Origin of the sequence: Scytonema millei VB511283 (assembly GCF_000817735.3) — a bacterium.
Lineage (GTDB): Bacteria > Cyanobacteriota > Cyanobacteriia > Cyanobacteriales > Chroococcidiopsidaceae > Chroococcidiopsis > Chroococcidiopsis millei_B.
The window spans coordinates 20,477-47,438 of the sequence record NZ_JTJC03000009.1; the positions used below are offsets into that span (position 1 = coordinate 20,477).

29 protein-coding genes are annotated in these 26,962 nt (G+C 43.5%); 10 read left to right on the top strand and 19 right to left on the bottom strand.

Translation table 11 applies throughout. The features are described 5' to 3' along the window. Positions 1 to 749: 749 nt before the first annotated feature. Positions 750 to 2,861, top strand: coding sequence for a bifunctional arginine dihydrolase/ornithine cyclodeaminase (argZ, locus tag QH73_RS23320; RefSeq protein WP_039713488.1), 2,112 nt, complete (start codon positions 750 to 752; stop codon positions 2,859 to 2,861). Between the two features lie 213 nt (positions 2,862 to 3,074). Then, the gene (locus tag QH73_RS23325; RefSeq protein ID WP_039714518.1) at positions 3,075 to 3,371 is read left to right on the top strand and encodes a hypothetical protein; all 297 of its coding nucleotides are present in this window, start codon (positions 3,075 to 3,077) and stop codon (positions 3,369 to 3,371) included. Between the two features lie 38 nt (positions 3,372 to 3,409). Here QH73_RS23325 and QH73_RS23330 read toward each other — a convergent pair whose 3' ends face one another. Then, positions 3,410 to 3,565, bottom strand: coding sequence for a hypothetical protein (locus QH73_RS23330; RefSeq protein ID WP_165587769.1), 156 nt, complete (start codon positions 3,563 to 3,565; stop codon positions 3,410 to 3,412). Between the two features lie 37 nt (positions 3,566 to 3,602). On the opposite strand from QH73_RS23330, the gene QH73_RS23335 reads away from it, so the two are divergent. Continuing rightward, positions 3,603 to 4,064, top strand: coding sequence for an Hsp20/alpha crystallin family protein (locus QH73_RS23335; protein WP_039713489.1), 462 nt, complete (start codon positions 3,603 to 3,605; stop codon positions 4,062 to 4,064). Between the two features lie 62 nt (positions 4,065 to 4,126). Here QH73_RS23335 and QH73_RS23340 read toward each other — a convergent pair whose 3' ends face one another. Beyond that, positions 4,127 to 4,342 carry a hypothetical protein gene (locus QH73_RS23340; RefSeq protein ID WP_132867500.1) on the bottom strand — a complete coding sequence of 72 codons (216 nt, stop codon included), beginning with the start codon at positions 4,340 to 4,342 and terminating at the stop codon, positions 4,127 to 4,129. 74 nt (positions 4,343 to 4,416) lie between these two features. Between QH73_RS23340 and QH73_RS29000 the strand changes: the two genes are divergently transcribed. Beyond that, complete coding sequence (locus QH73_RS29000; protein ID WP_286194174.1) at positions 4,417 to 4,551, top strand: hypothetical protein; 135 nt, start codon at positions 4,417 to 4,419, stop codon at positions 4,549 to 4,551. A gap of 43 nt (positions 4,552 to 4,594) precedes the next feature. Here QH73_RS29000 and QH73_RS23345 read toward each other — a convergent pair whose 3' ends face one another. Continuing rightward, a complete protein-coding gene (locus tag QH73_RS23345; protein ID WP_039713490.1) occupies positions 4,595 to 5,392 on the bottom strand; it encodes an N-formylglutamate amidohydrolase in 798 nt (265 codons plus the stop codon). A 268-nt stretch (positions 5,393 to 5,660) separates the two neighbouring features. Between QH73_RS23345 and ggt the strand changes: the two genes are divergently transcribed. After that, on the top strand, positions 5,661 to 7,214 hold the full coding sequence (gene ggt, locus QH73_RS23350) for a gamma-glutamyltransferase (RefSeq protein ID WP_039713491.1): 1,554 nt from the start codon (positions 5,661 to 5,663) through the stop codon (positions 7,212 to 7,214). A gap of 98 nt (positions 7,215 to 7,312) precedes the next feature. Here the strand turns inward: ggt and QH73_RS23355 are convergent, their stop codons facing one another. The 6 genes from QH73_RS23355 to QH73_RS23380 all read right to left on the bottom strand — a co-directional run bounded on the left by QH73_RS23355 (position 7,313) and on the right by QH73_RS23380 (position 15,883). Then, positions 7,313 to 8,881 carry a ferredoxin--nitrite reductase gene (locus QH73_RS23355; RefSeq protein WP_039713492.1) on the bottom strand — a complete coding sequence of 523 codons (1,569 nt, stop codon included), beginning with the start codon at positions 8,879 to 8,881 and terminating at the stop codon, positions 7,313 to 7,315. A gap of 234 nt (positions 8,882 to 9,115) precedes the next feature. Next, a complete protein-coding gene (locus QH73_RS23360; protein ID WP_039713493.1) occupies positions 9,116 to 10,297 on the bottom strand; it encodes a hybrid sensor histidine kinase/response regulator in 1,182 nt (393 codons plus the stop codon). 198 nt (positions 10,298 to 10,495) lie between these two features. After that, positions 10,496 to 10,945 (bottom strand): response regulator, encoded by a 450-nt coding sequence (locus tag QH73_RS23365; protein ID WP_039713494.1) that lies wholly within the window; start codon positions 10,943 to 10,945, stop codon positions 10,496 to 10,498. Continuing rightward, complete coding sequence (locus QH73_RS23370; RefSeq protein ID WP_039713495.1) at positions 10,890 to 13,199, bottom strand: sensor histidine kinase; 2,310 nt, start codon at positions 13,197 to 13,199, stop codon at positions 10,890 to 10,892. Before QH73_RS23370 ends, QH73_RS23365 begins: the two co-directional genes overlap by 56 nt. Positions 13,200 to 13,794: 595 nt before the next feature. After that, complete coding sequence (locus QH73_RS23375) at positions 13,795 to 14,901, bottom strand: Gfo/Idh/MocA family protein (protein WP_039713496.1); 1,107 nt, start codon at positions 14,899 to 14,901, stop codon at positions 13,795 to 13,797. Positions 14,902 to 15,076: 175 nt separating this feature from the next. Continuing rightward, the gene (locus tag QH73_RS23380; RefSeq protein ID WP_039713497.1) at positions 15,077 to 15,883 is read right to left on the bottom strand and encodes a response regulator transcription factor; all 807 of its coding nucleotides are present in this window, start codon (positions 15,881 to 15,883) and stop codon (positions 15,077 to 15,079) included. Positions 15,884 to 16,411: 528 nt separating this feature from the next. Between QH73_RS23380 and QH73_RS23385 the strand changes: the two genes are divergently transcribed. Beyond that, positions 16,412 to 16,663: a DUF6761 family protein gene (locus tag QH73_RS23385; protein WP_015157298.1), complete on the top strand. Its 252-nt coding sequence runs from the start codon at positions 16,412 to 16,414 to the stop codon at positions 16,661 to 16,663. 237 nt (positions 16,664 to 16,900) lie between these two features. Here QH73_RS23385 and grxD read toward each other — a convergent pair whose 3' ends face one another. The 6 genes from grxD to grxC all read right to left on the bottom strand — a co-directional run bounded on the left by grxD (position 16,901) and on the right by grxC (position 20,331). Beyond that, complete coding sequence (grxD, locus tag QH73_RS23390; protein WP_039713498.1) at positions 16,901 to 17,224, bottom strand: Grx4 family monothiol glutaredoxin; 324 nt, start codon at positions 17,222 to 17,224, stop codon at positions 16,901 to 16,903. 65 nt (positions 17,225 to 17,289) lie between these two features. Then, positions 17,290 to 17,550: a BolA family protein gene (locus QH73_RS23395; protein WP_039713499.1), complete on the bottom strand. Its 261-nt coding sequence runs from the start codon at positions 17,548 to 17,550 to the stop codon at positions 17,290 to 17,292. Between the two features lie 72 nt (positions 17,551 to 17,622). Beyond that, positions 17,623 to 18,279 carry a hypothetical protein gene (locus tag QH73_RS23400; RefSeq protein ID WP_039713500.1) on the bottom strand — a complete coding sequence of 219 codons (657 nt, stop codon included), beginning with the start codon at positions 18,277 to 18,279 and terminating at the stop codon, positions 17,623 to 17,625. Positions 18,280 to 18,466: 187 nt separating this feature from the next. Continuing rightward, positions 18,467 to 19,195, bottom strand: coding sequence for a lysophospholipid acyltransferase family protein (locus QH73_RS23405; RefSeq protein ID WP_309476525.1), 729 nt, complete (start codon positions 19,193 to 19,195; stop codon positions 18,467 to 18,469). Between the two features lie 277 nt (positions 19,196 to 19,472). Beyond that, on the bottom strand, positions 19,473 to 20,009 hold the full coding sequence (gene tadA, locus QH73_RS23410) for a tRNA adenosine(34) deaminase TadA (protein WP_052289759.1): 537 nt from the start codon (positions 20,007 to 20,009) through the stop codon (positions 19,473 to 19,475). A 10-nt stretch (positions 20,010 to 20,019) separates the two neighbouring features. Then, a complete protein-coding gene (grxC, locus tag QH73_RS23415; RefSeq protein ID WP_039713503.1) occupies positions 20,020 to 20,331 on the bottom strand; it encodes a glutaredoxin 3 in 312 nt (103 codons plus the stop codon). Between the two features lie 195 nt (positions 20,332 to 20,526). Between grxC and ccmP the strand changes: the two genes are divergently transcribed. Together ccmP and QH73_RS23425 are read left to right on the top strand one after the other, a co-directional pair. Beyond that, positions 20,527 to 21,171, top strand: a complete 645-nt coding sequence (ccmP, locus tag QH73_RS23420; protein WP_039713504.1) for a beta-carboxysome protein CcmP — start codon at positions 20,527 to 20,529, stop codon at positions 21,169 to 21,171. A gap of 5 nt (positions 21,172 to 21,176) precedes the next feature. Next, on the top strand, positions 21,177 to 22,028 hold the full coding sequence (locus tag QH73_RS23425) for a pentapeptide repeat-containing protein (RefSeq protein ID WP_039713505.1): 852 nt from the start codon (positions 21,177 to 21,179) through the stop codon (positions 22,026 to 22,028). A gap of 135 nt (positions 22,029 to 22,163) precedes the next feature. On the opposite strand, the gene QH73_RS23430 is transcribed toward QH73_RS23425, so the two are convergent. After that, a complete protein-coding gene (locus tag QH73_RS23430; RefSeq protein ID WP_039713506.1) occupies positions 22,164 to 22,880 on the bottom strand; it encodes a hypothetical protein in 717 nt (238 codons plus the stop codon). Then, complete coding sequence (locus QH73_RS23435) at positions 22,852 to 23,160, bottom strand: hypothetical protein (RefSeq protein WP_039713507.1); 309 nt, start codon at positions 23,158 to 23,160, stop codon at positions 22,852 to 22,854. The genes QH73_RS23430 and QH73_RS23435 overlap by 29 nt, the downstream gene beginning before the upstream one ends. A 255-nt stretch (positions 23,161 to 23,415) precedes the next feature. On the opposite strand from QH73_RS23435, the gene glpX reads away from it, so the two are divergent. Further along, a complete protein-coding gene (glpX, locus tag QH73_RS23440) occupies positions 23,416 to 24,453 on the top strand; it encodes a class II fructose-bisphosphatase (RefSeq protein WP_039713508.1) in 1,038 nt (345 codons plus the stop codon). A gap of 163 nt (positions 24,454 to 24,616) precedes the next feature. Next, positions 24,617 to 25,903, top strand: a complete 1,287-nt coding sequence (locus tag QH73_RS23445) for a glutamyl-tRNA reductase (protein WP_039713509.1) — start codon at positions 24,617 to 24,619, stop codon at positions 25,901 to 25,903. 126 nt (positions 25,904 to 26,029) lie between these two features. Here QH73_RS23445 and QH73_RS23450 read toward each other — a convergent pair whose 3' ends face one another. Together QH73_RS23450 and QH73_RS23455 are read right to left on the bottom strand one after the other, a co-directional pair. Beyond that, on the bottom strand, positions 26,030 to 26,233 hold the full coding sequence (locus QH73_RS23450) for a hypothetical protein (protein ID WP_015157311.1): 204 nt from the start codon (positions 26,231 to 26,233) through the stop codon (positions 26,030 to 26,032). Next, positions 26,230 to 26,742 carry a hypothetical protein gene (locus QH73_RS23455; RefSeq protein WP_015157312.1) on the bottom strand — a complete coding sequence of 171 codons (513 nt, stop codon included), beginning with the start codon at positions 26,740 to 26,742 and terminating at the stop codon, positions 26,230 to 26,232. Before QH73_RS23455 ends, QH73_RS23450 begins: the two co-directional genes overlap by 4 nt. Between the last annotated feature and the right edge of the window lie 220 nt (positions 26,743 to 26,962).

Genomic DNA, 26,962 nt, shown 5'->3' on the forward strand with positions numbered 1-26,962 from the left:
GTAGTAGTTTTTGAATTTAGCGGCTATTTATGATGGAAAATAGCTGCATTTTTGCAATACAAAAGCTAGCTGAGTAATTGGTAAATGGTAATTGGTAATGAGTTTACAGATTGAAAAGCGCGATTATTATTAGTTGCTAACCCTTCGTTGCAAATCATTTAGAAAATATTAAAAATCAAAGATTTAGAAATAGTTCGTGCTATCTACTAGCAAGCTAAAAATCAAGTCAGCTTAACTAATCCATCGTCACTCTGAGCGATCGCAATTTTATATAGGAATCCGGTTTGACGAGCGCAAAAAATCTTAGTATGAGTAGGGTGTGTTACGCGCCTTGCGTCACGCACCAAAAACTGAGAGTGATGCGTTAGCACGATCGCATGACGCATCCTACGTAGGATATTTCAAAAATTCAATCTGAGTCCTATAGTAGGATGGGCAATGCCCACCTATACTCAATTGACTTTTATCTACAAAAAATTAGTTAAGCTAACACGCAAATTATTGAAAATAGCTGGAATATCGCCAGTCTAGTTAATAAGAGTAAATACTTAGCATCATCGAAAAAGCGATCGCCCCCTCACAAGCCATTTCATCCTACTGTTGCTCAAAGTAATAGAATGAAGATCTAGAATTGCAGTTGCAATGTAGTTGCATTGAGTACAGATTCCGTAACAATTTCTACAGAATTGGTGACAGAAAAATCTGTATTCATGAAGAGTTTGTCATATCGACCCAGTTGAAAGCTTTTTATGAGTTCTTCGATCCGCTTCTTAATGTGCGCCCCCGACCACTATGATGTGGACTACGTGATTAACCCCTGGATGGAGGGTAACATTCACAAGTCCTCCCGCGATCGCGCCGTCGAACAGTGGCAAAAGTTGTTCCACGTCTTGAAGGAACAAGCCGTTGTCGATTTGGTGCAACCGCAACCAGGCGTACCAGATATGGTATTTACTGCAAATGCAGGCTTAGTTTTAGGGGAAACAGTTGTCCTCAGCCGCTTTTTCCACAAAGAGCGTCAGGGAGAAGAACCATTTTTCAAGCAGTGGTTTGAGTCCAAAGGTTACACGGTACACGAACTGCCAAAAGACTTACCATTTGAAGGTGCTGGAGATGCACTGCTAGATCGGGAAGGACGCTGGTTATGGGCTGGGTATGGCTTTCGTTCCGAACTCGATTCTCACCCTTATCTCGCCAAATGGCTTGATATTGAAGTCTTATCCTTGCGCTTGATGGACGAGCGCTTCTATCACCTCGATACTTGTTTTTGTCCCTTGAGTGGCGGTTATCTCCTCTACTATCCTCCAGCTTTTGACTCCTATTCCAACCGTCTGATTGAAATGCGGGTTCCAGCGGAAAAGCGGATCGCCATTAAAGAAGCCGATGCGGTAAACTTCGCTTGCAACGCCGTCAACATCGACTCGGTAGTGGTGATGAATAAAGCGAGCGATGACTTGAAAGCTCGCTTGACTAAACTCGGATTTCGCGTCATTGAAACCCCGCTGACAGAATTTCTGAAAGCTGGAGGAGCTGCTAAATGTTTGACGTTGCGGGTGACAGAACCAGTAAGGGAAGAAGTCCACGCCAGCACGCCTGTGGAAAGTCGTGCTGTCCGTATGGAAGGACATTTACTCGATTCCGGTTTAATCAACCGCGCTTTAGATGCGATCGTGGAAAATGGTGGTAGCTTCCAGGTGCTGAATTTTAGCTTGGGAGAACAGCGACAAAGCACTTCTTCTGCTGAGGTGAAGGTGACAGCTCCTTCGCGCGATGTCATGGAGGAGATAATATCTCAGCTGATCGATTTGGGTGCTGTGCCACGTCCGCAAGAAGTTTGCGACGTGAATATGGAACCCGTACATCAAGCGGGTGTAGCTCCCGATGATTTTTACGTCACAACGATTTATCCGACAGAAGTGCGGGTAAATTGCGAGTGGGTGAAGGTACAAAATCAGCGGATGGATGGCGCGATCGCAGTTACATTTAACTCTGGTAGTCCTGTGGCTCGTTGCAAGTTATTGCGGGATTTGGAAGTTGGCGAACACGTCATCGTTGGGATTGAAGGTATCCGTACCATTCGCAAGACGGAATCGCGGGAACAGCGCAACAAGCAGGAATTTAGCTTCATGTCGGCTGGAGTTTCCAGCGAACGCCGCGTCGAGTTAGTAGTAGAACAAGTGGCTTGGGAATTGCGACAAGTGCGCGACCAAGGTGGTAAGGTTGTTGTCACGGCTGGACCTGTGGTAATTCATACAGGTGGCGGGGAACACCTATCGCAGTTAATCCGCCAAGGCTACGTGCAAGCTTTGTTGGGTGGAAATGCGATCGCCGTCCACGATATCGAGCAAAATATGATGGGGACTTCCCTCGGTGTTGATATGAAGCGGGGAGTCGCCGTACAGGGAGGACACCGCCACCACTTGAAGGTTATCAACACGATCCGGCGTTATGGCAGTATTGCCAAGGCTGTCGAGCAAGGTGTATTGCAAAGCGGAGTCATGTACGAATGCGTCCGTAACAACGTCCCCTTCTGCTTAGCTGGCTCAATTCGGGATGATGGTCCTTTACCCGATACCGAGATGGATTTGATTAAGGCTCAAACCGAATACGCTCGGTTGTTGCAGGGAGCAGATATGATTTTAATGCTCTCCTCAATGCTGCATTCGATAGGCGTAGGTAATATGACGGCTGCTGGGGTGAAAATGGTCTGCGTCGATATTAACCCCGCCGTAGTCACAAAACTAAGCGATCGCGGTTCGGTTGAATCTGTCGGTGTGGTGACAGATGTAGGATTATTCTTGAGTTTGTTAGTACAGCAGTTGGATAAGTTGACCAGTCCCTATCATTTGGTGCAAGTCTAGATTAGCGATCGACAATGGTAGGGTGCGTTATGTAACCTACCCTACTACTATTGGGTAGCACAGCCGTGCTACCTATTTTTGTGGAAATCCGCAATCGTACGGTATGCACTCACAACTAAATTTACATATTTTAATAATAAGAACGAGATTTACGATCGGGCGATCGCTATCTGTAACTTATCCTCTGCTGAGTCAATATTAAAAGAAAAGATTATGCAACCAACGATTTCATCTTCCAACCGCGATCCTCAAACCAATCTATTTCTCTCCCCTGGTGAATTCTGTACTTGTCATATTTGCGTCCCAGATTCAAATGAACGAATGGCTGCAATTATGTTTAACAAGCAATACTATAGTTTTTTCAAGTCAGTTAAAGATAGAGAAAAAGCCTTAAGCGTGGTTGCTAAACTTCAGGAAAAAGACAACAATGCTGTAATTGTTAAAACTCCTAAAGGATATACTGTTTGGGTTTTAGAACCTACAGCTTATTTAAGAAGGTCGAAACAATAAGTAGGGGCGCACGGCTGTGCGCCCCTACGCTGTCACAATTACGGTAAGAAGAACATGGCATAGGCAAAGAACCGAACATCCCCCCACGGCTGCCTTTGATAGCCTAATATTGGGTTGAGAAAAGTCAACCCCCGATAAATAAACAGCTGTTGAGTCGGAAATTCAGTTAATCGCGATCGCGTTTGTAGTGACACACGTTAGCTAGAGATACAGCAAAGTTCGGAGGTAATTATGGCACTAGTACGTTGGGAACCATTCCGCGAATTTGAAATGGAACCATTCCGCGAATTTGGCAGCTTACAACGAGAAATGAACCGCTTGTTTGATACCTTGTCACCTCGAACTGGTGGTAATGGTGGGATGGCGTTCGTACCAGCAGCAGAATTGCAAGAAACACCAGAAGCAATTCACCTGAAACTCGAAGTCCCTGGAATGGAAGCTAAAGATTTAGACGTACAAGTAACGGCTGAAGCTGTAGCCATTAGCGGCGAACGTAAATCTGAAACCAAGACAGAAGAAAAAGGCGTAACTCGTTCCGAATTCCGTTATGGTTCGTTCCGTCGCGTCATTCCACTCCCATCGAGAATTCAGCATGAAAACGTCCAAGCTAACTATCAAAATGGTGTTCTAACTCTCACATTGCCGAAAGCAGAAGAAGAAAAGAATAAAGTTGTGAAAGTTAATATTGGATAAACTCTCAGTCAGGTGGGCAAAAGCCCACCTGGTTCTCGTTCGGTGACAATGTGAAATGACATTCAATTCGATCGCCAGGTAATTAGATAAAATATCCGATTGGTAGGGGCGCACAGCTGTGCGCCCCTACATACATAAATGCCATCAATAATAAATCCACCCTGACAAGATCCTGGTGGTTCAATCCGATCGCGATTTATGATTGTGGCGAGGTTTTCTCGACTTTCTCCAAACAAGAATACGTCCCCAAAGCCGCGATCGCAGTTAAATTCCCCCATAATTGACTGGGTTCTGGTACGCTAGCGCTAGCGGGTGGCGATTGCCCATCAGGGGTTAAGACTGGTACGGGAACTTGCATTTTCTCGCCGCTAGGGTTAACTCTTACATCTTGGGTAACGGCAACAAAAGCGGTTTAGAACAGATTGCTCAACAGCTAGGTTTGGAGATCGACGCAGTTAGGCAAATTGCTTCCTCTGCTGAAGCTTAATTGACTCGAATCGCGATCGCACCTAGCCGCTAAATTAGCAAAATTAATATTTTTCTCTGTTTTCTACCATGAGTTGCTTCAATATCCCTGGTACTGTGGATTGTAAGGCGTGGCGAATCGCTTCTAGTTGCTCTAAATCCACTTCGTTCGTCCATTCATCCATAAAGAACTTTTTGACTTCAATCGAGAGGACACAAGCAGAATCGGGAAACTTTTGATGCGTCCATCTGGGAAAATGTCCGCCGTGAAATTTGACATTTTCTCTTACGTCGAGTTGCCTTCCCAAATAGTCAAAATTGCGGAGATCCGAGAGAAAACTTTCAATGACAAAATGCCAGCGATCGCGATCCAGCGTGGCAGTACCTAAATTGATTTCTGGATTATATCTCGGATCGGCAGGTTCAGCATCTCGTCCCAAACGGCGATGATTGTAGGTATGCAGTTCAAATACAACAAAACGTCCGTGACGGCGTTCTAAGTCTTTAAAAATTCGTTCTAAGCTAGCATAAAAAGTATCGTATTCAGCCAAGGAACGGGCAAGAATTTCAGCTTGTGGTACGGATTGCCAAACTTCCAAACCCCATGCATCTCTAGGGTGAATATAAACAGCTTTTTCTCTAGAACGGTTGAGATCTAATTCAAACCGCGATCGCTTCACTACAATTTGCGTATCTGCGATCGTCGTCCAAGCCGCTGTAAATGGGTCTTCTTCTCGCCAGCGATCGGCTTCACTGATGACCATTAAATCTGCAACTTCTTGCCTGACATCATGACCGTCATGTAAGGCTACAGATGCGATCGCACCATCTCCAGATTGATTTAATACCCAGCTTGGGTTCATCAGTTATCAGTTATCAGTTATCAACAAATAGAAAGTAGGTAGCAGTTTAAAAAGTATTATTTGACCTAATTTTTAGTAAATTGGTTTTTCATCCTCTAAATACTTATCAGCGTTTTTATTTTCTCGTATGTAGTGTACTATAAACTGTAGTAAATTGCACTTTTTAACTTCTGACTTCTGTACGGGCGGGTTTACCAAAAAACTTTGTACCGAACAGAAATTATAGGTGAACCCGCCTTTACGACTTCTTTTGTGGTAGTCTGCAAACATGGGCAAGGTTATACGCGGTACGATCGCGGCTGGAGATGCAAGAACCGCCGCAGCAGGAATTGAAATGTTTCGCCTCGGTGGTAATGCTTTTGATGCCGCCGCTGCTGCTGTTTTAGCTTCATTTGTCACCGAATCATCTCTAACTTCTGCTGCTGGTGGAGGTTTTCTTTTAGCTCATACCCAAGCAAATCAAAATATTTTATTTGATTTTTTTTCCCAAACTCCCATTTATAAAAGACCTCAACAAGAAATTAATTTTTACCCAGTAGATGTGAATTTTGGCGATGCCGTTCAAGAGTTTCATGTCGGCATGGGTGCGATCGCCACACCAGGAAATATTGGCGGGATTTTTCACGTTCAACAAAAGCTAGGAAAATTACCTTTTCATGTCGTTACTGAACCAGCAATTCACTATGCTAAATATGGTATAGAGGTGAATGAATTTCAAACTTACTGCTGGCAAATTTTACAACCAATTTTGACAGCTACCAAAGCAGCACGGCAAATTTACGCACCAAAAGGAGTGTTGCTAGAGGTAGGAGATAAGTTATTCATGCCTGATTTTGCAGCAACTTTAAATTATCTTGCTGAACGAGGAGTGCAAGAGTTTTATCGAGGAGATATTGCACGGCAATTAATTAAAGATTGTCAAACTGATGGCGGTTACTTAACTGATGCAGATTTAGCACAATATCAAGTTATTGAAAGAGAACCACTCACAATTAACTATCGAGGGAATACACTATTAACAAATTCCCCTCCTAGTTCGGGAGGAATTCTAATCGCTTTTGCCTTAGAATTGCTATCTCAATTCGATTTAACTAAAATTGGTTTTGGTACGCCACTACACTTAAAAATTCTGACAGCAATTATGCGATTAACCGATCGCGCTAGAAAAGAAAAGTACGATACTAGTATTTATCAAACTGATATAACGGAAACATTTTTAGCTGCTGCTCAAATTACCGAATATGCATTGCAGTTAAATTCAGTTGTGAATAAATGGGGTAGTACTACCCATTTAAGCGTTGTTGACGATGAAGGCAATGCTGCGAGTGTCACGACCTCTAATGGAGAGGGTTGTGGTTACATTATCCCAGGCACGGGCATTATGCTAAATAATATGCTAGGCGAGGATGATATAAATCCGCATGGTTTTCATCAATGGCAAGAAAATGTCCGAATTTCTTCAATGATGTCTCCCACAATTGTCTTAAAAGATAATCGTCCCGAAATCGTTTTAGGTTCTGGTGGTTCTAAGCGAATTAGAACGGCAATTTTACAAGTTATTTCCAATATTATCGATTTTCAAATGCCTGTAGATTTAGCCGTGAATAGTTCTCGCCTGCATTGGGAAGATAATGTCTTGAATCTAGAACCAGGGTGGAATGAAGAGGCGATCGCTAACCTAATTTCTGCTGATGAGAAAGCCTTACTATGGAATAAGCAGAATATGTTTTTTGGCGGCGTGCATACAGTTATGGAAGACGAATCGGAAATCATTTCAGGTGCGGGAGATCGACGGCGCAATGGTGCGATCGCTTCTATCTAAAGCCCTTCCTTTTTAAGGGGGTCGGGGAATCTATTGCCCCCCTTTTTAAGGGAATTGGGGGATCTATTGCCCCCCTTTTTAAGGGGGGTTGGGGGGATCTAACCTACCAATGTTTCCTCTTTAATTTTTGCCCCAAAATGTTCGACCAATAAGTCCCGCACTACTGATTTTAAATCTTCACAGGCAACCCGTTTCATCACCTCTTTACCCAAGTGGGCATCTTTGCCAACTTTACCACCCATCCAAATATCCACAGCTTCCACCGTGCGATCGTCTTTGCGCGTTTTCGTGCCGATAAAACCAATATCTGCAACTTGAGGTTGACCGCAGGAATTGGGGCATCCCGTCCAATGAATTCGCACTGGCTGAGTTAAGATTAACTCTTGTTCGAGTTCCTTAACTATTGCCAAAGCACGGTTTTTAGTTTCAATAATTGCAAAACCGCAAAATTCATTTCCCGTACAAGAAACTAAACCTCGATTTAAAGTTCCTGGTTCAATCGTAAAACGCTCTTTTAGCAAAGGCTCGGCTAAAAACGCACTCAAGCGCGTATCGGGAATATGGGGAATAATTAAATTTTGCTCGACGGTGAGGCGAATTTCTCCATTGCCATAAACTTCTGCCATTCGTGCCAGTTCAAACATTTCATTGGCATACAAGCGACCGACAGGAACGTGCAATCCGACATAATTTAATCCTGTTTGTTTTTGCGGATAAACTCCAATATGGTCGCGTTTTTCCCAATCAATTTCATCTTTTTCTGCGGCTGTGGCTAGCGGTTTACCAAATCGTTGTTCTACCTCAGCGCGAAACTTTTCTATTCCCCATTGGTTAATTAGATGCATCATGCGGCACTTTTGGCGGTTTTCCCTTGGTCCATTTTCGCGATAGACCATCATCATCGCCAAAGTTAAAGCAACCACATCTTCCGGGGGAATCCAAGCGTCAAGGGGAATTGCGCTCACGTATTGATTGGGGGCAAAATAACCGCCGACAATGACGTTAAACCCTAGCGTCCCGTTTTTATATGCTGGAAGCAAGCCGAGGTCATTGATTTCGGCGTGAACGGAGTTATCGCGACCACCAGCCACAGCTATGTTAAATTTTCGGGGTAAATCGCTCAGTTCGAGATTACCTTCACCGTTGTTGGTAATGGCATCTTGGAGAATGCGGCACAATCCTCGCGTGTCGATCAGTTCGTTGGCATCAATTCCAGCTACAGGGGAACCCGTAATGTTCCGCACGTTGTCCATCCCTGACTGGACGCAGGTTAGACCAGCTTGTGCCAGTATTTTGATAATATCAGCAATATCTTCAATGCGGATGCCGCGCAGTTGTAAGTTTTGGCGCGTGGTAATGTCTGCGTTACCTTGGTCTTGAAATCCCGCGCCTTGGCAGTAGCGTTGGACGATTTCTGCTAGGACTCGCATTTGAGTGCTAGTTAAGATGCCGTTGGGTATTCGCATCCGCATCATAAACTTACCAGGAGTCACTGGGCGATGGAAGAAACCCAACCACTTGAGTCCGAAATCTCGCTCGAACTCGTCCATTGCTTCCCAGCCAATTTGAGCAAAGTGTTCTAGTTCTTGTTTGAGTAGTAGAGGGTGTTTTTTAGCTTTGGCTTGTTCGACTTTATTTAATTTCTGTTTTTTAACTGCTTGTGTCATCGATCTAGCCTACGAGAGTTACTTTACAGCAAGTGCGATCGCATTTGCGCGTCAGATCGGGTTGTTCGGTAAAATCCTTTTGTTGCTAGATTATTCGGCTTTGATGAAAGGGTTCGTAGGCTTTGTTACCGTTACTCTAATTTTGTAGAAGTTATCTATCTTGAGAATCGATGCATCTATCTATAGTATTATTTTTAACCTAATGTTAGTAAATAAATTTGAGGGCGAATGCATTTAGATCGATCCGGAAACCACGGGTAAAATGACAGTAAATGTGGTTCCTACACCGACTTCACTCTCCACATAAATCTCGCCGCCGCAGGCTTCAATACACTTTTTAGCGATCGCCAGTCCTAACCCAGTACCAGGAGTACTACCGACATTGCTAGCGCGGTGAAAGGGTTGAAAAAGCTGTTGTAAATCTGCCTTGGGAATACCAATTCCCCAATCTTGAATTTGAAAAGTTACTATTTCTGGTTGAGCAATTAAATTAAATTGTACGCTACTGCCTGCGGCAGAATATTTAATTGCATTGCTGAGAAAATTAGCTAAAATATGTCGCAGCAGATTTTCATCCCATAATGCTTTTTCTATTTGTCCTTGACAAGTAAAAACTAGAGCGATTTGTTTCTTGGCTGCACTCAGTTCTAGTGCTGCAATTAGTTCTCGACAAAATTCTTGAATATCTAAATAGGTAGGTTGGCATTGAAGTTGTCCCGCTTCAGCTTTCCCCGCTAGAGAAACTTCATCCAACATCTGCGCCATATTTTTAATCGCAGCATTAATATGGTGAAAATGGGTTAATTTTTGTTTCTCAGTTAATTTCTTTTCGCTATTTTGCAGTAGTCCAGTTGCTAAGAGAATAGTTGTTAGTGGACTGCGAAAATCATGTGACAGCATCGAAACAAATTCCGATTTAAATCGATTCAGTTGCTTAGCTTTGTCTAACTCAACTGCACTTTCCTGCACCTGAGTTGCTAATGCTTGATTTTTGGCTTGTAAAGCTTCTGCTGCCTGCTTGCGCTCGATCGCATAACATAGCGATCGTACCAACAATTTAGCATCGATCTGCCGTTTAACTAAATAGTCTTGCGCCCCTTGTCGCACTGCCTCAATTGCTAATTCGTCATCGTTCATATTCGTCAGCACGACAATCGGTAAGCTAGGCGCTTGTTGTAGTATTAGGGGTAAAGATGCTAAACCCTGACTATCTGGGAGAGTCAAATCTAGTAAAACTGCATCGTAGGGTTGTGACGATATTAATCCTCGATCCAGTTCTGCTAAGGCATCTCCCAATCGCTTGACATGTACCAGATGAAAGTGTCTGAGATTGGCTTGCCGCAAAATCTCTTGTAAAAATCTGGCTTCTGCCAAACTATCTTCAATTAACAAGACTTTTACTAAACTGGCAAGCATAGTTTTCTGGTTTTTCCCCCTCCTTTTTTACAGTTATCAGTTATCAGTTGTCAGTTGTCAGTTATTAGTTATCAGGGTGTGATAATTGGTAGTTGATAATTGGGAACGCGGTAGTTGCTAGGTCGTAAGTGGGGTTTGTAAGTCACTGATAACTGGTCAGGAGTCACTGTTCACCGTTCACTGATAACTAATAACTGTTCACTGATTCATTGGCAATGTAACGGTAGAGAGCCAAAACTCTTCAATTCCCTTGACAATTTGAAACAATTGGCTGAGATTGCGAGATTTGGTGATGTAACAATTGACGTGTAAAGCGTAGCTATGGGCGATATCCTCATCGTTCCGAGAAGTCGTGAGGACGACAACGGGAATGCTTTTGAGTTGAGGATCGGCTTTAATTTCTGCCAAAACTTCTCGCCCGTCTTTTTTAGGTAAATTGAGATCCAACAAGATTAAATCGGGGCGAGGCGCATTGACGTACTCGCCCTCTTGACGCAAAAATGCGATCGCATTGACTCCATCCCTCACTGACATCACTTGATGCGGTACGGAACTGTTTTTCAATGCCTCTTCAATTAAACGGACATCTGCTCTATTGTCCTCTACCAAAAAGATCGTTTTGTGTTTTGCGTCCGTTTCTCCGCTCACGATCGCGCCCTCCTACGGGTAGCGTAAAATAAAATGTTGCCCCAGCCCCAAGTTGTGACTCTACCCAAATTCGTCCTCGGTGACACTCGACAATCTTTTTACAGATTGCTAAACCCATTCCCGTACCTGGATATTCGTCTCGTGGGTGCAAGCGTTGGAAAATAACGAAAATGCGATCGCTAAATTGTGGTTCAATACCCATCCCATTATCTCGTACTGCAAACAACCACTCATCCTCTTCTTGACGCTGTGCCGAGATGTGAATTTCTAACGGTTTGTCACTGCGGAATTTAATGGCATTACCAATCAAATTTTGAAACAGTTGCATCAATTGGGTGCTATCTGCCATTACAGTCGGTAATGGATCGCGGCTAATTTTCGACCCACTTTCAGTAATTCTTTGTCTCAAATTACCTAAAGCACGGTCTAATGCAGTGTCAACTTCTGTCAGTTCAAACTCAACTCCCTGCATTTCTACTTTAGAATACGCCAGCACGTCATCGATCAGGGTTTGCATTAAGCTGACTCCCTCGACAGCAAAATTAATAAATTCCTTCGCGTCTGCGTCAAGTTGTGCTTGGTAACGCATTTCTAACAATTGGACGTAATTTGCTACCTGATTTAGCGGTTCTTGTAAGTCATGGGAAGCAACGTAAGCAAATTTTTTCAATTCGGCGTTAGATCTTTCCAAATCAGCGGCTAATTGTGCTAATTCGTCAGCTTGGCGCAGTACGATATTGACAATTGCTTTTCTTAGTTCCAGCGCCGCTTTAATTTCTACTTGTTTCCAGGGTAAAGACGTGAGGCTGACTGTTTCTTGCCATAATTGGAAAGATTTGCGCGGACACAATCGCAGTCCATTCTCTTGATTCAATTCGTAAGCATTATGAGGATCGCCGCCCCAATTCACTGTTTGAATCACTTCGGGACGGAACCATAATACGTAATTGCGCTTAGAAATTGGAATTGCTAATAAACCACTAGCAACATGTTTGAATCTTTCCGCATCGGGATAAACTTGCGCTAAAGAATCGGTGTAGAACACTTCTTCTTGAACGTTATTTTTTAGCCACTGGACTAAGAGATTTAAGTCCTCTGCTGTGGGGGTTTTACCAATTGTCGTGCAAGTATTGCCAAAACAAATTGCTGCACCTTGGGCGTTAGCTAAGTTGAGAAGATTTGGTTTGTGTTTAATCAAACCATCAACAAAGTTCTCTTCTTGAGACATATATTCGACTAAAGCTGACTGTACGTATGTCAACTGTCGTCGATAGGCAAAATCTTCCGTTTCTTCTCTAGAAGCAATTTCCGAAAAGACCATGCGTCCCAAAAATTCGCACGCTTTGCGTAATTCGTAAGAAACATACATGGGTGTTTGATGGTGACAAGCAATTAATCCCCAAAGTTTTTGGTCTTTAATTAACGAGATCGTCAGTGAAGCACCGACACCCATATTATGTAAATACTCAAAATGACAAGCTGCGGCACTTCTAAGAATGGAATTCGTCAATTCTGTGGGTTCTTTGCTAATTGGATTAATTGCTGGTACGAGGGTTACAGGTTCGCAATGACTATCAGGAATTAAACGAATCCAATTAGAGGCAAATAATTTCCTCGCTGGTCTAGGAATATCAGATTCAGGAAAGTGTAGCCCCAAATATGGTTCCATGCTATCGAGTTTTTCTTCAGCAATGACCGAACCATGTCCGTCGTTATCGAATTTATACAACATGACGCGATCGAAGCCAGTCACGTTGCGAACTTCTTGGACGATAATTTGACAGAATTCTCTGAGATTTGAAGTTTCTTCTAAGCGATTGATAGATGCTCTAGCTAAGTGGTAAAAACTGAGGAAGGGAATATTTTCTTGTGCTATTGCTGGTTCTAGTTCTAAAATTAGAAATCCTTCTACATTGCGATGAAATATGCCATCAAATACAGAATATTCATCGCCCTTCTTTCGTACCCATAACTTAACGGGATTGATGATATCGAGATCTTCTGTTGCGGTTAAGCCAGTCTGAATTCTTTCTAACTGAAAAGGATCGATAAATTCTGATAAAGGTCTTTGTAACATGTGTTCGGCTGCAATTCCGAACGTGGCGATCGCATTACTACTAATTTGTAAAATTGTCAGATCTGGTTCTGCTAAAACAATTAAAATTCCATGCGGTTGAATTTGATTAAAAGTATGAATTGCTGGTTCTTTTAAACGGATAATGTCGATACCTTGAGCTTGAAAATCGATGACCATATTGCTTCTCCTAAGTTGATAGCGGAAGCAGCAACAGAAATGCGATCGCTCTTTTGATTTTTTGGCGATCGACCGTCTTGGTATTATCTAAATGTCGCTCCCGCGATGTATGAAAAAGTCCTTCTGCTCTGTCAGTAACGCAAAGCTCTTGGAGATCCCCCAACCCCCTTTTTAAGGGGGGCTTTGTTCCCTCTTGTTTGAGGAGACTTTATTCCCCCCTTTTTAAGGGGGGCTAGGGGGGATCTTGTCTTAACCGAAAAGTATTAAACTCACCTCTACAATTCAATCTTTATTCTTCAGGGAAGTGTATCATGCTCGGCAAAACAAAACTCTGCGCGATCGCGTTTTGTATCTTAATTAATGTGAGCTAATTTTGAAGGATTATAAACTTTTTATAAAAAATTCAATTTAAATAAATTTTTCGTCACAAATACTTTCGTAATGTAAGGGCGGCTTTACTTATATTTTGGTATGAAAGTCTCCCGTGTAGAGATGTTACATGTAACGTCTCTACACGGACAATTGATTTCACGATTCATCTAGGATTGCTATATATGGAAATAATTTAATTGTGAATCTATGTAGATAGTAACCTTTAGCCACTGGTGAGATATGTATCTACATCTGGTACGTCTACCCAACTGCGCTGCTGGTGAGAAGCATGGCTGAGATCCATTAACAATTGCGAGTAAACACCTTCGCGAATGGAAGGAATTAGGGATTCTCCGCTATCAATTCCCTGTACCCATTGATTAACTACGCGAATAAATGGGGCGATGCGTCCGTCTGTATAGGTTTTGTCAAATCCCAATCGCATTGGAATTTCCAATTCTGCTGGCGGTTGTCCGGCGGAAGCAGCCCAGAGGTGAAAGCCGTGGACGTAATCTTTTTGATTTTGACTGCACAATACTAAAGTACCGCGATCGCCATACACTTCTACTGAGTGCGTGCGATTGGCATACACTGCCGAACTAATGCTAACTTGGCAAGGCGTACCGTCTGCCAGCTCTAGCATCAGCATACAGGTGTCATCAGCATCTACTGGCTTCATTTCCCCCGTCAGAGGATCGAGTCGTTGAGGAATGCTAGTACTGAGCTGAGCGCAAAGTTTTTGTACTGCACCAAACAACCAATTCATGTAATCGAAAGTATGGGAAGCCAGCGCCCCCAAAGCCCCACCTCCCATATCCTTACGAGAATACCAATTCCAAGGGCGGGAAGCATCAGCGCGACTGGGAACCAACCAATCAATTTTAATCAGCCGTTTTTCACCCACATAATCTTCCGCTAGTAATTCAGCTAACCTTTGCCATGCAGGGACGAAGCGATATTCAAAATCTAGGGTAACGACGAGATTATTAGCTTTGGCTATGTGATACAACTCTCGCGCTCCTGTAGCTGAGAGCGCGGTGGGTTTTTCTAATAACAGGTGCTTTCCCGCTTGCAGTACTATTTTTGCCATTTCGTAATGTAGAAACGGCGGGGTAGAGATGCTAACGGCTTGAACTTCTGGTAGAGCGACAATCTCTTCTAGCGTAGGACTCGCATGGGGGATATTATGAGTTTGAGCGATCGCCTGAGCTTTGTCGCGATCGCGGTGATACACTGCTACAACCTGCGTCCGAGGATGAGCCTTAAACCCAGGTAAATGAACTTTTTGCCCAAAACCCGTTCCAACTACTGCCACACCAATTGAAGACATAACCCCATCTCATGCCACTGCTTTTTCTTATTGTGCGACAGATAGGCAGGTAACAGTTATCAGTTGTCAGTTATCAGTTGTCAGTTATCAGTTGTCAGTTATCAGTGATCTGGGAGCAGTTGATTTTGACTTTTGACTTTTGACTTCTGACTTTTGACTTTTGACTTTTGACTTACTAGTGAAACACTTCTGACTTGTGACTTGTGACTTCCGACTTCTCCTTCGTTTCTTCTAAAGTGGGGTGGTGATTAGCGGTTTGGCGTTGGAAAACGTCTGCTGGCTGCACGTTGTTAGCTTTGAGAATTTCCGCGTTGAAACGATATCCTACATTACGCACAGTTTGAATTAAGCTTGGTTGTCGCGGATCGATTTCGACTTTTTTCCGCAATGACAAGACGTGAGTATCGATAGTACGGGGATTATCTATAGCATCGGGCCAAGCGCGCCGCAGTAATTCGGAGCGGCTGAGGGGTAAACCTCCAGCTTGAGCCAAGACGTAAAGTAAACTAAATTCTTGAGGCGTGAGGTCGATGTATTCACCTTTGAAGTAAACGCGACGCTGGACTAGATCTATTTGCAAAGTGCCGTAGTCCAAGTAAGCTGGTGCGGCTGGCGTGCGTTGACGGCGAATCAGCGCTTCGATTCGCGCTAAAAATTCCTGCATCCCAAAGGGTTTGCACAAGTAATCGTCTGCTCCTGCTTTTAAGCCAGTGACAATATCCGCTTCGGTGTTGCGGGCAGATAGCATCAGAATCAGTGGTTGCTGCTGTTGCTGTAGCCAACGGCAAAACTCTGTCCCGTCACCATCAGCTAATTCAGCATCGAGAATTACCAGTGTAGGCTGGCGCGTTAAAAATACGTCTCGCGCTTGATAGAGACTAGCTGCTTGATATACTCGATAGCCTACCTGTTGTAAGTGCCAACTGAGTAGCGATCGCAGATGTGGGTTGCCCTCTACAATTTCTATACAAACCGAGGTCACAGGTGCAAGATTCCTTTTATACGTGACTCTCAAGGTATCAAAGCCTGTGTCAAGCTTTTGTAACAGCTGCTACCTCAGTATCAACTCTCTGGCAGTCTTGACGAGCGAACAGACATCAGTTAATATGTTTTTCTAAAAATAAACTTAAAAAAACTTAATATTCTGAGACTCGATCGATAGCTCAAGCATCTAACTGCGAATTGGTCAAGACCGCCACATGGGAAAAATCGCCCTAGAGATACAAACTTTTTGGTATTAATTTAGTCTATGATGAAATAAATGAGACAAAAATTATATACAGTACAGTCATTGTTCGACTATTAGTTAGTATAGAGGACTGAAGATAAAATCGACTTGCTAAAACTGAATACACTCTTACTAAGAAGAAATTCATAATTTCTATGTCGCTCGTTCAGCGATCGCTGCTTGAAAAACTCAGCTTAGAGAAGACAACTTAAAAGTTCCATCCTGGTAAATCCCTTTAAGAAACACATTTTCAAGGCACAATCGATCCCTTCATCTTGCGCTATGTTACAAGATACTCAAACAATTCGCCACTATCAAAAACTGACCGATGCCCTGGTCGAAATGTGGCAAAGAGGCTATCGCACGGACGATTTACGTTTGTATTTAGACGGCTATCTCGCAGCCATGAGGCATTCCAACATCCTCGAACCCTATCTAATTCATCGTTTGGAGGAAGAAGCAACCCGCTTTCTATACGATCCGTATAACTTTGAAATGCCGGTTCAGCCAGAACCAGAATCAGACTACTATTAAGTTATTCTAGATTGGATCGAAATAGGATTCAGTGGAAAATCAAATCAAAATTTTGAATTTTGAATTAAATTGGGCTTCTTCCGAGCGGGAAAGGTCAAGCTTGAACTGGTCAATTATTGATGCTGATGCTTAAAATTGGCTAAAAATTGCCAACAATTAAAAATCAACTTTGTAGCAAATGAATAGGGGCATACAACTGTACGCCCCTATATGCATTTCTATCCAAATCGTTAATTGTTAAGAAGCAAGCGCGACTTCTACCATCTGTTGTAGCTCGCCACTTTGGTACATTTCAATCAGAATATCAGAGCCGCCCACAAATTGACCGTTAACATAAACTTGAGGAATGGTGGGCCAATTGGAATATTCTTTAATTCCTTGTCGGATGTCATAGTCTGCTAAAACGTCAACAGTCTCGAAGGGAACTCCCAGAGTGTTAAGAATTTGCACGACATTGTTAGAAAAACCACACTGGGGCATCAACTTATTGCCCTTCATAAAAACCAAGATTTTGTTTTGTTGAACGAGATTATCGAGTCGCTCTTTCAATTCTGGAGTCATAGCTGTTATTCCTAGTCTTGAGGATGAGGTATTAGCGCTACCGTGGAATTATGGGAGAAGCCAGCTTACACCACTTGGCTGGCAGCTTGCCAAGCTTGGGGTGTGTAAGTCCTTAGTGCTAGGGCATGGATAGCTTCTGATGACATTGCTTGGTTGAGGGAGCTGTAGACGAGTTGGTGCTGTTGTACTCGTCCCTTACCTTCAAACTGGGAAGAAACGACTACTACTTGGTAATGATCTCCACCCCCAGTCAAGTCTTGTACTTGAACTTGGGCATCTGGCATCGCTACCTTAATCATTTCCTCAACTTGCTGAGGACTAATCATTTCAATTCCTAAATTGCTGAACTCTTTTCTAATTTAACTATTTCTGAGGATAGATGAGCGATCGCTCCTTCGCTACTGTTTTGGTGTAGATTGTTCGGGAGGCTTAGCTTCACTCCGTTGCGGCGCATTACCAGTATCGCCAGTACGAGGAAAAGGCGCGTCAACAAATCCTAACTCAAATAGCTGTTGATAGGCTTTTTTGCCCAAATCTCTAGTTGGGTTTTGACTGTTAACAATCTGAACCAGCAGCGGTACGGCAAGTTCTGGCTTGTTTTGCGCTCGATGTACCAATGCCAGTTGGTAAGTCGCGTCATCGCGCATTTGGGCAGTATCCAATGCTTTCTTGCGCTGGCTGTCGGCAACGCGATTGTCAATACCTTGAAAGTTCCCAGCTAGCTGTTGGTAGAAATTAGACATTTGATTGAAAACTTGACGCGCCTCCTGCAACTTTTTCACCGCTGTGTCGTAGTTTTGAGAGGAGATAGCGCTGCTAGCCTCCGACATCAGCCGTTGACCTCCAGCCACGCTCAAAACGCTATTATTCTGGGCAGAAGGTTGAATGATGTTAGGATTTTTTGGATCTATAGGTTGAGCTTGGTTAGGAGTTGCTGGTGCTGGCGGCGTTTGCGCCTGGACGTAAGTTGGGGATAGCAAAGTCATAGCTGCGATCGCCGAAAATAATGTTATGCAGCTATGGTAAAGGAAGCGTTGAGTTCCAGCAGAAATCATGGCTTAATTCCGTGCGCTAAAAAACACAAGACCGATTTTGAACTTCGGGTATCTTATCAGTTATCGGGGAGCAGGGAGCAGGGAGCAGGGAGCAGGGGAGAGTTTAGATATATTTCGCTTTTCTTCTGAACTTTTGACTTTTGACTTTTGAGTTTGTTCCCCAGCGGCGATACCTGAAGCTATTGTTTTAAATAAAAGATTCTTTTCTGTCAGAGTATAGGGAAGGAGTGCTATCTTGCTCTACGGTTGCTTGCGTCTTACTGCCCAACTGTTTAAGTGCTAGTTCTAAATCTTGTGTCAATTGCTTCGCATCTTTTTTAATCGAACCCGTGCTGTAATCTCCGACTTGGATAGGAGAACCAATACTAATCCTCACCTGACATCTCCACGGTACGGTCGGAGGATTATAGTAAATACCGAGCGGTAATATTTTGACACCTAAGTCTGGCTGACTTGATTCGGCTTGTAGTGCTAGGCGAGCTAAACCAGGTTGAAGAGAATTCAGCGTACACTCGCGATTTTTTTTCAGGTCGCCACCTTCAGGAAAAATGACTAGCATTTCTCCTTGTTGTAGTAATTCTACGCCATGTCTGAGAGTACTAATGGATGGACGCTTCACGTCAACAGCAAATCCTCCTAAATGGCTAATAAACCATCCTTGGATACCCTTCATTTCGTCTATAGACACCATAAATCGCGGATCTCGCCCAGTCGCAACCTTACCCACGATTGCAGGAACCATGAGCGCATCCCAACGAGAACGGTGGGTAGGTGCTACGATGACAGGACCTCCATTCGGCAAGTTTTCCCATCCGCTAACTTCAATCTTGTCAAAATAAAAGGGTAAGACCAAGCGCCGTCCGATAGGATAGACTATGGGCGTTAACCAAGGCGAAACGTGAGAGCTTGCAGCCACCTTGGTCTTTTTAGTTGTCCCAATCTCAGTGTGCGAGGAATCAAGCTGAATCATGAGGGTGGCGAGTGTGTAAGCGAACGTAAAGTTATATGGCTTTAATTCCACCCTAATTTTTTTTAGTCGCGATCGCTACACATAGGGGACAGTTTTATCAGCGTCTGTCATTGGTCATTTGTGTAATTGGCGGTTGGCGGTTGGCGGTTGACGGTAAACGCGCTTTGCTACACTCCGTGAAGACGGTTGACGGTTGAGTGTTGTTTTTTCTCCCTCAGCTCCCTCAGCAACCTGGCGCTCCCTCAGCTCTCTTTCCCCCTGCTCCCTGCTCCCTTGTCTCCCTTGCCCCTCTCTTCTGGCGGAACCAATCTTGTAACTGTTGACGACAGGTGGATTCTAAAATGCCAGCGAGAACGGGGAGGCGATGGTAGGAACAGGCGCTATCGGGAATGTTGGTGACGGTGCGAATAGCTCCAGTTTTCGGATCGTCTGCACCATAGACAAGTAAACCAATTCGTGCTTGTACGATCGCCCCCGCACACATGGGACAGGGTTCTAGGGTAACGTATAAGATACAGCGATCGAGATGCCAGTTTTGTAAGGTTTTACCAGCTTGGCGCAAAGCAATAATTTCTGCATGGGCGGTGGGGTCGTTGTCTCGTTCTCGTCGATTTTCTGCTTCGGCAATGACGTTGCTGCTTGAATCGATAATGACTGCACCAACGGGGACTTCTCCGGCTTCCCCGGCAATTTGGGCAAGGGCGATCGCCCGTTGCATCCATTGACGGTGGATAATATATTCTGGGGCTTCAACTGTCACGCTGCTAATCTTATGCTGGTTGGGCGAGAAGAGGATCTAATTTGCCTTCGCTATCTAATTTATAAATATCGTCGCAGCCGCCGACATGCTCGTTATTGATGAAGATTTGCGGAACGGTGCGCCGTCCGTTGGCGCGTTCCGCCATTTTATTTCTAGCTACATCATCACCATCAATCTTATATTCCGTGTAGTTGACACCCTTCCACCACAGCAATAATTTGGCGCGAATGCAGTAGGGGCAAGTCTGCCAGGTGTAAATCTCGACGTTGGCTTTGACTCGCTCTGGGTGACGGTTGAGAATCGGATTGAGGAAATCCAACATAGTTATATTATTGGCAGGATTCTGGGCAGAAATTTACGCACGCGATCGCATATTAATTCTGATTATACTTAACTACAGTCATCCTACGTGGGAGTTCGGTAATTGGTAATTGGTAATGAAAAAGTCAAAAGTTAAAAGTTAAAAGTCAAAACTAACTGATAACTGATAACTGATAACTGATTGGAGATTTAAGTTTTGGGTATTGAATTACGCAGTTATGTGTTTATAGATAGCTTACAACCTCAACATGCAGCTTACATGGGGACGGTGGCAGCGGGTTTTTTGCCATTACCAGGTGATGCTTCTCTGTGGATTGAAGTCTCGCCAGGGATTGAGGTGATCCGCTTAATGGATATTGCCCTAAAATCTGCTTCTGTGCGTCCAGGGGTGCAGGTGGTAGAACGGCTTTACGGATTGCTAGAAGTCCATTCTAGTCGCCAAGGGGAGACGCGGGCGGCGGGTAAGGCGGTGATGGAAGCAATGGGAGTACGCGAACGAGATTGCCTCAAGCCACAAGTGATGTCGAGTCAAATTATCCGCAATATCGATCCGCACCAAACACAATTGATTAATCGTACCCGCCGAGGGCAGATGATTTTGGCAGGGCAAACACTGTATGTATTAGAAGTACAGCCTGCGGCTTATGCAGCCCTAGCAGCAAATCAAGCAGAGAAAGCAGCTTTGATTAATATTTTAGAGATTCAAGCAGTGGGTAGTTTTGGACGGCTTTACTTGGGTGGGGAAGAACGAGATATTATCGCAGGTTCGAGTGCGGCGTTAGCGGCGATGGAAAATGCCCTCGGACGCGAAAACCCTGCCATTGGGGGGCGCAAGGAGTAGCAGAAATGGCAAATCGGGAGCATCTGGCGCTACTGCAACAGGGTGCGGTTACTTGGTTGGAGTGGCGCCAGCAAAATGTGCAGATTGAACCTGACTTGAGCGCAGCTAATTTGTGTGGGGCTAATTTTAGGGGTGCTAATCTTACCAAGGCTAATCTAAAAAGAGCCAATCTCGATCGCGCTAAACTGATTGCAGCTAATTTGTGTGGGGCTAATCTCAGTGCAGCTAGTTTGTGCGAAGCTGAATTGATTGATGCTAATTTGCAAAAAGCAGAATTAGTTGATGCTCAGTTAATTTCAGCTCAGTTAATGGGTGCAGATTTAGCTTATGCTAATCTAATTGGGGCAGATTTGCGGGGTGTCGATTTAAAAGCCGCAGATCTCAGCCATACTAATTTGACAGCGGCTGAATTTATTGGAGCTACTCTTAGCGAAGCAGATTTGAGTGTAGCGAAGTTGAGTCGGGCTAGTCTTGTTTATACTAATTTGACTGGGGCTAATTTCAGTCATGCTAATTTGAGTAGTACGAATTTATATGAGGCTGAGGCGATCGCCACTTATTTTTATCGTGCTAATTTATGTCAAGCTAATTTGAGTGAAGCTCATTTTGGTGGTGCATATTTGTTTGGAGCAGAGCTGGTTACAGCCGAGCTTTACATGACGGATTTGAGATGGACAAATTTAAGCAAAACTAATTTTACGGATGCTAATTTAATTAAGGCTGATTTGAGGGGTGCTAATCTTAGTAGAGCTAATTTCACAGGTGCTAATTTAAGCGAGGCTAAGTTGGATGGAGCTAACTTGAGTAAGGCAATTTTTCAGAGGACAATTATGCCTGATGGGAAGGTTCATCGATAATGGAAAATATCTTTTGTTTCTAATAATGGGATGATTTGTTTGGCTCATCTGTTGGGTGGGGGCGGGTTTATTGAGATTTCTGTTCGTTAGTCAGATTTTTCGGTGAACCCGCCCCTACAGACATCGTGTCTTTGCTTATTGAATACGGAGCCTTTGTACTTCTCTATCTATTTTTCTAGCTATAAAATATGGTTGAACTAACGGCATCATTCCAATTATTATTGCACAAGGTATTGTGGAAACTAACATAAATATCCAATGCGCGTACACCGCTACATAAATATATACAAAGAAGGCGAATATCATAAAATCTACTAATTGCACACAAATTCCGAAATAGAAGAATATCATATCAACTTTAGGATAAACAACTTTTAGCTTTGTTTTATCGCTCTCATCAATTGTGAGAAAGTTGAGGCAGTTTTTAAAAAAGTCTTGTCTAATTTCTCCAGATCGTTTATAAATCTTTTCAATAGCAATTCTTTTAGTAGGTGGAGCATTAAAACCATAGAGACGATGAAATTCTGTATTATTTCTTAATTTATACCCACTAGGATTTACGTAAGATTGTACCCAATCCTGCAAGCCAGCTTCAAATTGAACTCTAGTGACTTCTCTGCCATTTGTTGAATAATATAAAAGTTGTCCAATTAGATTAAGAACAATATTTTCGCGGTGTCGTCTCGGTAGTTGTGGATCAAACTTATCGTTTAAATATGTATCTAATTTATCACACGCACAACCTATAAAGGCTTCTAAACAGAAGATGTCGGATTTGATGATTTTAACTCCTGCATGGCGATTGTGATTTTGTTTTAAGTACTTAACGCAGCTTTCTTGTAATAGAACCAATTAAAATTAACTCATATTCATTAGCATCTTTAAAGTTATTTTTAATTTCTTCAGCTATACGTAGAATTTCTTCTCCATTAAATATATTTTGAGTCGATTTGACTTGAACTGCTTTCTTATACTTTTCTCTTCCAGTCTCGTACAGCCACAAAATATCTACTTTTTCTTTATCCGTATGTGGCTCTACAATAACGCTGTCCCAATCATCTTGGAAAGAATCAAGCACGCAAATTAAATGCTGATATAAATATCCTACGGCTGCATTGCGTCCACCATTCATAGAAAGCCTCCATAAGATATGTTTCTACCAGTCTGAGATATTTTAGTACAATTGCACTAAGGCGGCTACAAATCGATCGCCTCTTCAAATTCCCTCACTCCTCACTCCTCACTCCTTTCCCCTCTTTCAGCAGCAAAACTTAACAAAACCTGACTAAAGACTTGTAGTCCACGGGGTTACGCCGTTTGGTAGACTTATGTACTGATACAGCCGCAAAACAACAGCAGCAAACAGAGCATTGGGAGGACAGACCGCGTGGAAAATACTCTAGGTTTAGAGATTATTGAAGTTGTAGAACAAGCAGCGATCGCATCTTCCCGTTGGATGGGTAAAGGCGAGAAAAACACTGCTGACCAAGTGGCTGTAGAAGCCATGCGGGAGAGAATGAATAAAATTTACATGCGGGGTCGGATTGTCATCGGTGAAGGCGAACGGGATGAAGCCCCCATGTTATACATTGGCGAAGAAGTCGGGATTTGTACCCGTGCCGATGCCAAAGATTACTGTAACCCAGATGAACTAGTTGAAATTGACATCGCCGTTGACCCTTGCGAAGGCACGAACTTAGTCGCCTACGGACAAAACGGTTCAATGGCTGTACTCGCGATCGCCGAAAAAGGTGGTTTGTTTGCTGCTCCTGACTTTTACATGAGAAAGCTCGCAGCACCAGCCCCAGCACGCGGTCATGTAGATATTAATAAATCGGCTACCCAAAACCTCAAAATTCTCTCAGAATGCCTCGGACGCGCTGTAGAGGAGCTAGTTGTGGTCGTGATGGATCGTCCCCGCCACAAAGAATTAATTCAAGAAATTCGTCAAGCAGGGGCAAGAGTGCGCTTAATTAGCGATGGCGATGTCTCCGCCGCGATCTCCTGCGCTTTCTCTGGAACGAATATTCATGCCTTGATGGGAATTGGTGCAGCTCCAGAAGGCGTAATTTCCGCTGCGGCGTTGCGCTGTTTGGGCGGGCATTTCCAAGGACAATTGATCTACGATCCAGAAGTAGTCAAAACTGGTTTGATTGGCGAGAGTAAAGAGGGAAATATCGCCCGTTTGAAAGACATGGGAATTAATGACCCAGACCGAGTTTACAATGCTGAAGAGTTAGCTTCGGGTCAAACCGTCTTGTTCGCTGCTTGTGGTATTACCCCAGGTACGCTGATGGAAGGTGTCCGCTTCTTCAAAGGTGGAGCCAGAACCCAAAGTTTAGTTATCTCCAGCCAATCCCGCACGGCGCGGTTTGTAGACACGATCCATATGTTTGACGAACCAAAGACACTGCAACTGAAGTAGGAGGATAAGGGAGCAGGGAGTAGGGAGCAGAGAGTAGGGAGCAGGGAGTCGAGAGTCGGGAGTCGGGAGTCGGGAGTCACCGATAACTGATAACTGATAACTGATAACTGTTAATTCCCTCACCCCTCACCCCTCACTCCTCACCCCTCATTTGGGAGGAGACATGAACATTGCGGTTATCGGGTTAAGTCACAAAACAGCCCCAGTAGAAGTTAGGGAAAAGCTGAGTATTCCAGAATCGCAGTTGGAAGGCGCGATCGCACACTTGTGTAGCTATCCGCATATTACCGAAGCAGCAATACTTAGCACTTGTAACCGTCTGGAGATTTATATCGTGACTCCAGAAACGGAACAAGGGATTCGGGAAGTGACCCAGTTTTTGGGCGAACATAGCAAATTACCAGTCCGCGATTTAAGACAACACTTATTTATTTTGCTCCACCAAGATGCAGTCATGCACTTGATGCGAGTCTCGGCAGGTTTGGATAGCTTGGTGTTAGGAGAAGGGCAAATCTTAGCTCAGGTAAAACAAACCCACAGTTTAGGACAACAATATAACGGTATCAAACTCATTCTGAATAAGCTGTTTAAACAAGCAATTACGGCTGGCAAAAGGGTACGTTCTGAAACTAGTATCGGTACTGGTGCGGTTTCGATTAGTTCTGCGGCAGTAGAATTAGCCCAAATGAAAGTTGCTAATTTAGCAGCTTGCCGAGTGGCGATCGTTGGGGCGGGTAAAATGTCGGAGTTACTCGTTAAACATTTGGTAGCAAAAGGTGCGAGTCAAATTTGTATTTTGAATCGTTCTTTAAAGCGATCGCAAGCTTTAGCTAATCAGTTTCAACAGGCTAATTTACAACTTTGTTTGCTATCAGAAATGATGCCAGTGGTGGCATCATCGGATCTGGTATTTACTAGTACCTCGGCTACAGAACCACTGATCGATCGCGCTAAGCTGGAAATTGCTCTAGAACCAAATCGTCCGTTGATGCTATTTGACATCTCCGTACCGCGTAACGTACATGAAGATGTCAACGATTTAGAACACGTACAAGCATTTAACGTAGACGATTTAAAGGCTGTGGTGGCTCAAAATCAAGAAAGCCGTCGCAGAATGGCAATGGAAGCTGAAAAGCTGCTGGATGAGGAAGTAGAAACATTTGACGTGTGGTGGCGATCGCTGGAAACTGTTTCTACGATCAGTTGCTTGCGTCATAAAGTCGAAACCATTCGCGAACAAGAGTTAGAAAAGGCTTTATCGCGTTTGGGTTCGGAATTTGCCGAAAAGCACCAAGAAGTGATCGAAGCTTTAACCAGAGGAATCGTGAATAAAATTTTGCACGATCCGATGGTACAGTTGCGATCGCAGCAGGATATTGAAGCTCGGCGGCGTTGTATGCAAACTCTTCAAGTCCTGTTTAATTTGGATGCTGAAGAACAGTTTGGTTAATTTGTCATTTGTCATTCGTAGGGGCGGGTTCACCAAATATCTTTGGATTTATGCAAAGATTTTGGTAAGCTTGCCCTAATTGCGATCGAATTCGTTTTTTCTGTAGAGATGTTACATGTAACGTCTCTACAGGACATCGACAGAAGCATCTTGGTGGAACCGGATCACCCGTGAAAGTGAAAGCCGATTGTTCCCAGAAGGACACACTGTCAGTGCGATGCTACCTTGACCGGAATCTAGTACTTGCTTGACAGTACAGATTTGTCTCTTGCTATTACAATAGGCAACAATGCGATCGCCAATCTGAATGTTTAATGCTTGAATTTTCATTTGACTACCAGAGTATGAGAGGCTTGTTGTCCAGCTTTCTGAGTCCAAATATCACCGGATAATGGTAGATGAGACATCTTGACCTCAAAGGGATGTGGTGGTTCTAGCGCAAATGAGGTAAAACCTTTTTCATGAGACTGAACTAAGCTAACTATCCAAGGAAGAAAATCTAAGATTTCTTCTGGCAATAGAGTTAACTCGAAGTACCAACGCTGATTCAGTTTTTGAGAGTCTTGATGCTGTTTCGTAGATGTAGCTATACCAGCACCTTTATTAATAGCTAACTTCAGCAGAAATGGACGGTTGGGGATTAATTCATCAGGCGATAAGTGGACGTAAATATATATATAGTTTAATCTTTGTTGACGATCTACCCAAGAAGCTATAGATGGATTACTAGCGGATGAGTTACTGTTAGTAATAATTACTGGAACTCCCATCTCTGTAGCAAAGAGAGAATAAAACTCACGCCTTAATTGAGTCACAATGCGTATTGCTTCTGGAGTCATATTTTAAGTGATTTTTCTACTTAAGTTGCTTTCATGTCTGGCTATTTTGTCAATACTAAACGTGGTGCTTGTAGTTGCGAAAATGCAGTCATTCTAATCTAGCTGCGCTGCTTTGTCATAGAATCAACTAGGCTAGAATTTAGCCAACCTGCTTGCTATTTTCAAAAACAAAAGGGCAGACTCCTTGTCTACCCTCAAACCTTAGAGTCAAATTCTTTGT

Bases quoted from the DNA above. Each gene is read 5' to 3' on its own strand.
- QH73_RS23445 (WP_039713509.1), top strand. From the start codon at position 24,617: ATGAACATTGCGGTTATCGGGTTAAGTCACAAAACAGCCCCAGTAGAA.
- QH73_RS23355 (WP_039713492.1), bottom strand. From the start codon at position 8,881: ATGACACAAGCAGTTAAAAAACAGAAATTAAATAAAGTCGAACAAGCC.
- QH73_RS23375 (WP_039713496.1), bottom strand. From the start codon at position 14,901: ATGTCTTCAATTGGTGTGGCAGTAGTTGGAACGGGTTTTGGGCAAAAA.
- ggt (WP_039713491.1), top strand. From the start codon at position 5,661: ATGGGCAAGGTTATACGCGGTACGATCGCGGCTGGAGATGCAAGAACC.
- QH73_RS23425 (WP_039713505.1), top strand. From the start codon at position 21,177: ATGGCAAATCGGGAGCATCTGGCGCTACTGCAACAGGGTGCGGTTACT.
- QH73_RS23385 (WP_015157298.1), top strand. From the start codon at position 16,412: ATGTTACAAGATACTCAAACAATTCGCCACTATCAAAAACTGACCGAT.
- QH73_RS23435 (WP_039713507.1), bottom strand. From the start codon at position 23,160: ATGAATGGTGGACGCAATGCAGCCGTAGGATATTTATATCAGCATTTA.
- QH73_RS23335 (WP_039713489.1), top strand. From the start codon at position 3,603: ATGGCACTAGTACGTTGGGAACCATTCCGCGAATTTGAAATGGAACCA.
- QH73_RS23360 (WP_039713493.1), bottom strand. From the start codon at position 10,297: ATGCTTGCCAGTTTAGTAAAAGTCTTGTTAATTGAAGATAGTTTGGCA.
- QH73_RS23395 (WP_039713499.1), bottom strand. From the start codon at position 17,550: ATGATTAGTCCTCAGCAAGTTGAGGAAATGATTAAGGTAGCGATGCCA.
- grxD (WP_039713498.1), bottom strand. From the start codon at position 17,224: ATGACTCCAGAATTGAAAGAGCGACTCGATAATCTCGTTCAACAAAAC.
- QH73_RS23340 (WP_132867500.1), bottom strand. From the start codon at position 4,342: ATGGGGGAATTTAACTGCGATCGCGGCTTTGGGGACGTATTCTTGTTT.
- QH73_RS23370 (WP_039713495.1), bottom strand. From the start codon at position 13,199: ATGGTCATCGATTTTCAAGCTCAAGGTATCGACATTATCCGTTTAAAA.
- QH73_RS23450 (WP_015157311.1), bottom strand. From the start codon at position 26,233: ATGAAAATTCAAGCATTAAACATTCAGATTGGCGATCGCATTGTTGCC.
- grxC (WP_039713503.1), bottom strand. From the start codon at position 20,331: ATGTTGGATTTCCTCAATCCGATTCTCAACCGTCACCCAGAGCGAGTC.
- argZ (WP_039713488.1), top strand. From the start codon at position 750: ATGAGTTCTTCGATCCGCTTCTTAATGTGCGCCCCCGACCACTATGAT.
- QH73_RS23345 (WP_039713490.1), bottom strand. From the start codon at position 5,392: ATGAACCCAAGCTGGGTATTAAATCAATCTGGAGATGGTGCGATCGCA.
- QH73_RS23325 (WP_039714518.1), top strand. From the start codon at position 3,075: ATGCAACCAACGATTTCATCTTCCAACCGCGATCCTCAAACCAATCTA.
- QH73_RS23400 (WP_039713500.1), bottom strand. From the start codon at position 18,279: ATGATTTCTGCTGGAACTCAACGCTTCCTTTACCATAGCTGCATAACA.
- QH73_RS23455 (WP_015157312.1), bottom strand. From the start codon at position 26,742: ATGACTCCAGAAGCAATACGCATTGTGACTCAATTAAGGCGTGAGTTT.